The sequence below is a fragment of the Nitrosomonas sp. genome, from assembly GCF_022842015.1.
In the GTDB taxonomy this organism is placed as follows: Bacteria; Pseudomonadota; Gammaproteobacteria; order Burkholderiales; family Nitrosomonadaceae; genus Nitrosomonas.
This window is the reverse complement of sequence record NZ_JALHQJ010000118.1, coordinates 1-4740: the sequence shown is the minus strand read 5'-3', so window position 1 is coordinate 4740 and position 4740 is coordinate 1. Positions and strand designations below refer to the sequence as shown.

General features: G+C 43.7%; 5 protein-coding genes. 2 read left to right on the top strand and 3 right to left on the bottom strand.

Translation table 11 applies throughout. From position 1 onward, the window contains the following. Both Q0C11_RS14395 and Q0C11_RS14390 read left to right on the top strand, forming a co-directional pair. Positions 1-1822: TrlF family AAA-like ATPase (locus Q0C11_RS14395; RefSeq protein WP_367273772.1), on the top strand; the 1822-nt coding region annotated here is incomplete at its 5' end. Positions 1823-2120: 298 nt separating this feature from the next. Further along, positions 2121-2891 (top strand): hypothetical protein, encoded by a 771-nt coding sequence (locus Q0C11_RS14390; protein ID WP_293009147.1) that lies wholly within the window; start codon positions 2121-2123, stop codon positions 2889-2891. Here Q0C11_RS14390 and Q0C11_RS14385 read toward each other — a convergent pair. From Q0C11_RS14385 to Q0C11_RS14375, 3 genes are all read right to left on the bottom strand, one after another. Continuing rightward, entirely contained in the window at positions 2868-3056 is a 189-nt protein-coding gene (locus Q0C11_RS14385; RefSeq protein ID WP_293009146.1) for a hypothetical protein, read from the bottom strand. The two genes, Q0C11_RS14390 and Q0C11_RS14385, sit on opposite strands and share 24 nt — an antisense overlap. A gap of 57 nt (positions 3057-3113) precedes the next feature. Continuing rightward, positions 3114-3269 (bottom strand): hypothetical protein, encoded by a 156-nt coding sequence (locus tag Q0C11_RS14380; protein ID WP_293009144.1) that lies wholly within the window; start codon positions 3267-3269, stop codon positions 3114-3116. Between the two features lie 9 nt (positions 3270-3278). Next, a partial coding sequence (locus Q0C11_RS14375; protein ID WP_293009142.1) for an IS66 family transposase occupies positions 3279-4740 on the bottom strand: 1462 nt, incomplete at its 5' end.

Here is a 4740-nt window from a genome sequence, read left to right as displayed (position 1 = left end):
AAAGGTAACTAAACGCCTTGATGCAAATGTAGATAAGACGAAGCCGGAAGCCATACGATATTTGCCGCAGAATTATTTTGAACAACTTACTAATGACATTGAGATTGAAGCATTTCGCCGTGAAATAGAAGACGTTGTTTTCTCACATGTTGATCGAACAGATCGTATGGAAAAGGATACATTTGTAGAGCTACAAGAATTTAAGACCCAGCAAAGCGCGCAGGAAATAAGTGTGCTAAAAGCTAAACTTCGTGAACTAAATATTGAAATCGTACGCCTTGAAGAACAAGCTGATCCTCTATTTAAAAAGAAGCTTGAAGAAGAGCTTAATGCAAAGAAAGACGAGTTGGGCTCTCTTGATAATACGAAACCATCTGAAGTTCTAAAACCAGAAACCGAAACCCCAGAACAAAAAAAATTATCAGAGAAGATTGCTCAACTTACGAAGCAAGCAAAGCAATTGGAAGAATCCGAGCGAAATACGGTTGAAATCATTGCTCAAAAGAAAAACAAGCTACAAAAACTCTCCTCACTTCAACAGAGTGTCTCTGCGATGAGTGCGCAAATTGTTAGCCAGAAACTGGAGTTAAAGTCAGTTTGTGAAGAGCTCGGCCTAAATATTGAAGCAATAGTCAAAGCTGAGATCAATACTCACTCCATTGAAGAGCAGAGTTTAGTGCTCACAACTGAAATACAAGTGCTTGAAATAGATAACAAGAAGCAGTTTAGCAACGAAATTGACTTTAATATGCTTGCCAGCCTTCTGGATCTTCGAGCCGCTTGCGCGTATATAAAAGAGCGGGTTATTGAATTGAAAGAACAGCTCGACACCCCTCAACGTAAGTATCAAACTTATCTCGACAAATTGGCAAAGTGGAGTAAACAAAGAGAAGATATCATAGGTAACGAGGTTGAACCTCGATCAGGAACAATCAAACACCTAGAATCACAAATCTCTTATATAGATAAGGAGCTTTCTAAAAAGCTCCTTACTGCACGTGGTGCACGAAAAGAAATTTCAGAAAAAATATTCTCGAGTAAACAGAAAATCCTAACATTTTACTCAGAACTTAAGCAGAGCGTTGAGGCAAAACTTAGCTTAGTACGTACTAGTGGCTTTTCCGTAAATATTAATGCCTCGTTTGTGCTTGATCAGTCATTTTCGAAGTTATTCCTTGATTTTATCAGAAAGAATCGGAAAGGTTATTTCCACGGCGCAAATGACCCGAAACAAGCGCTCAGCTTACTACTAAGCGAAGTTGAGTGGAATGATTTTGATTCTATTTATAAATTTATTGAAATAGCGATAAAAAAAATGGAAGTCCATGATGGAGAGCCCCTTTCCATCAAAGAACAAGTTAGCGATATAAAACATTTTTACGATTTCCTGTTCTCATTAGAGTATTTTTCGGCACGTTATGAACTTCGCCTTGGCGGAAAAAACTTAAACAAGTTATCGCCCGGTGAAAAAGGTTTATTGCTTCTTGTTTTCTATCTTCAGCTGGACAAAGACGATATTCCCCTTGTTATAGATCAACCAGAAGATAATTTAGATAATGAGAGTATCTTTACTGTATTGGCACAATGCATCAGAGATGCCAAGAAAAACCGGCAAGTTATTTTAGTAACTCACAATCCAAACTTGGCAGTAGGAGCGGATGCTGAACAAATTATCTATGTACAACTTGATAAAGTTGAAAACTATAAATTTACCTATGAAAGCGGAGCTATTGAGAACCCCCGCATCAACCAAAAAATTGTAGATGTTTTAGAAGGTACACAGCCGGCTTTCATAAAACGACGATTAAAATATCAAATTTAATTTGTATTGGTTCGCACGTGACCTGACATTTGGGACTTAAAGCACGATTAAATTGTACAGTCTGGCCCAAAACCAGCCAGTCAATTTCTTTCAATAAATCATCGGATACTCTGGTCGAGTAATGTGAGACGGCCAGTGTTGTCATGATCTACAGATCTAAATATCATTTCATTCAGGTTGATATATAGTTAACAAACCTGATAGACGCAACGACTATGTTGCTGTTAATGCCAAAAGTATGGAAGATATACGGAAACTATATAATTACTTGTTAGGCGCCTATCGTGCGGAGAGATAGTTGAAGATTAATCGAATTGATATTCCAAAAAAGGTGCTGATTGAGATGGATTCAGACGAACGAGCTTTCCTATTACTCATAGGTCATGTCCAGAACGAAATCAATTCTCTCAATAAAGTATTCACTTGGTGTTTGAATAACTCTAAGTCTGGAAAATCATCTGCCGAAGGGTTGGCCGATGGGATGCAGGCGATGATCTATGCGCGCCTACTCGCTGGTAAACTTTGTGAAACATGGGAGGTGCTTCGAAAATACTATTTTGCTACAAAACTTTCCCAGCGCGTTGACTCGAAACTTCCTCTAGAATCTGAAAAGGCATTGACTAGTCTAAAGTTGTACTTTGGGAAGAGCAACCTAATTCATCAGGTACGAAACTCATTTGCGTTCCATTATTCAGCAGAGCAGTTCGAATCGAACTGGGAAGGTGCTGCGGATGAGGGTGATCTTTCTATAATTCTAGGTAGAACCATCGGAAATAATCTATCAATAGCAGGCGAACTTGTAGCTAATAGAGCGCTTCTGAATCATGGTGACTCGAAAAGCTTGCCCGATGGATTTACAAAGTTTTTTGATGATATTCACTCCATCTCCTCTTGCTTCACTGATTTTGCAGAAGGCGTGACTATAGTTATTCTTCGTTCCAGAATGGGTGAAAATCTGGAATCGTTTGCTGTGGAAGAGGAAATAGCCTCTCTGCTAAACTACGAAGATGTGTGCATTCCCTTCTTTGTGAATCCAGTATCCAGGTCAAATTCCAACAAAGGCACGTAAAGTCCCATAGGATTTTTGCCAACCCCTGGAATTCACTTGTCCCCAGGATTTTTTATTTCTTCCAATAATTGTTCCATTTCTTGCTGCATTTTTGGGAGCCGGATACCGAATGAATCCGTTGGTAATAGCCTCCAACAATTGTTGACGCTCTGCTTCATCATTCATCCTGATCAACTGCTGTGATAGGTAGGGGACGTTTGACGAAAGGGAAAATAAAGTACGTTAAGCCTTCGGAATTGGCTGTAACGGCCTGAACCCACCTTTCTCGACACGCCTGTGCTGCTTCCAGGCGCAATCTCCGGTTAAATTGATGTGATTCCAGTGAATTGGTGCAACGTGCTTGAGCAGTGCTTCATCGTAAGCGTCCAACGCCACCATCTATCTCTATCAATTCTTATGCTTTAGCACTTCAATAAACTCAGGTGGCAACGGCAGCAACTCGTCAATTCGACTATTAGGCCAAGTGGGTAGTTTGATGAGTGTATCTTTGAGCCAGGCAGATGGATTCAGTCCATTGAGTTGGGCAGTACCAAACAGGGTTTGAATGGCTGCCGCACGTTGACCGGCACGCTCTGAACCGGTAAATAACCAATTCTTTTTTCCAATCGCGATGGGTCGAATGACGTTTTCTACTGGATTGTTGTCAATTGGCAGGTGTCCGGTCTGCGCATAGCGCATCAGGCTGGGCCAGCGTTTGAGGGTGTAGTCCAGCGCTTTAGCGGAACCACCGCCGTTTGCTGTCTGGGCGCGGGTTTGCACCAACCAGTCATGCAATGCTTGCAACTCGGCCAAGCTTTTTTCTTCCCGTAGTTGTTGGCGGTCTTCGATGGTCAGGTTTCTGCCTTTTGCTTCAATGGCATATAGGTTGCCAATGCGCTGCAATGCTGCATACGCCATCGCGCTATTATTGGCCTGGTGCAGATCAAAGAATTTACGCCGTGCGTGCGCCCAACAAGCCAGCTCAATACAGGGGTTTTCCTGCTTTTCAGAGAATAGTACTTTGTAGCCACCGTAGTCATCGACCAGCAAGTGACCTTGCCAGTTTCCCAGGAAGTTTTGCGCATGCCGGCCACTGCGACCGGCTTGATAGTCGAAGACGATAATGCGCGGCCCAGACTCTAGATCATTGCTGCGATAGGCCCACAAATAAGACTTGCGAGTCTTGCCTTTGCCGGGATCAAGTTGTGCGACTGGCGTTTCATCGGCATGCAGCGTGTTGCCTTGCAACAGATGCCAAGCCAACCGGTCTACCAATGGTTGTAGTGCAACGCCGCTACGACCCACCCACTCCGCCATGGTGGAACGTGATAACGTGACTTGCTCACGTGCGGCGATCTGTTCTAAGCGATACAGTGGCAGGTGATTTAGGTATTTACTGGTCAGTACCCAACTCAGTAGGCCGGGTGCAGCCATACCGCCATCAATGATGGCTGACGGAATTGGCGCAGCGGTAACGATTTCGCAGGTCTTGCAGGCATACTGTGGGCGGATGTGGCGATGGACGAAGAATTTGGCCGGATCCACATCCAGCTGTTCGCTCACATCTTCACCGATTTTGACCAGGTTCTGTCCACACTGATCGCATTGGCAGGACTCAGGCTCGTGACGGTGTTCAATACGTGGCAAGTGATCCGGTAACGGCTGGCGGCCAGCATGGGAACGCGGTGCTTTGGCCTGTGCTTTTGCCAATGGATCAAGCTGTTCGATTTCTGCGTTTACCGCTGCCAGATCAGATTGCAGGGTTTCCTCAAACAGGTCAGGATGCTTTGGTGACAGTGACTCGCTCTTCTTTCCAAACTGGATTCGGCGCAAATAGGCCAGCTCCATGGTCAGTGCCTGGATTTTGAGC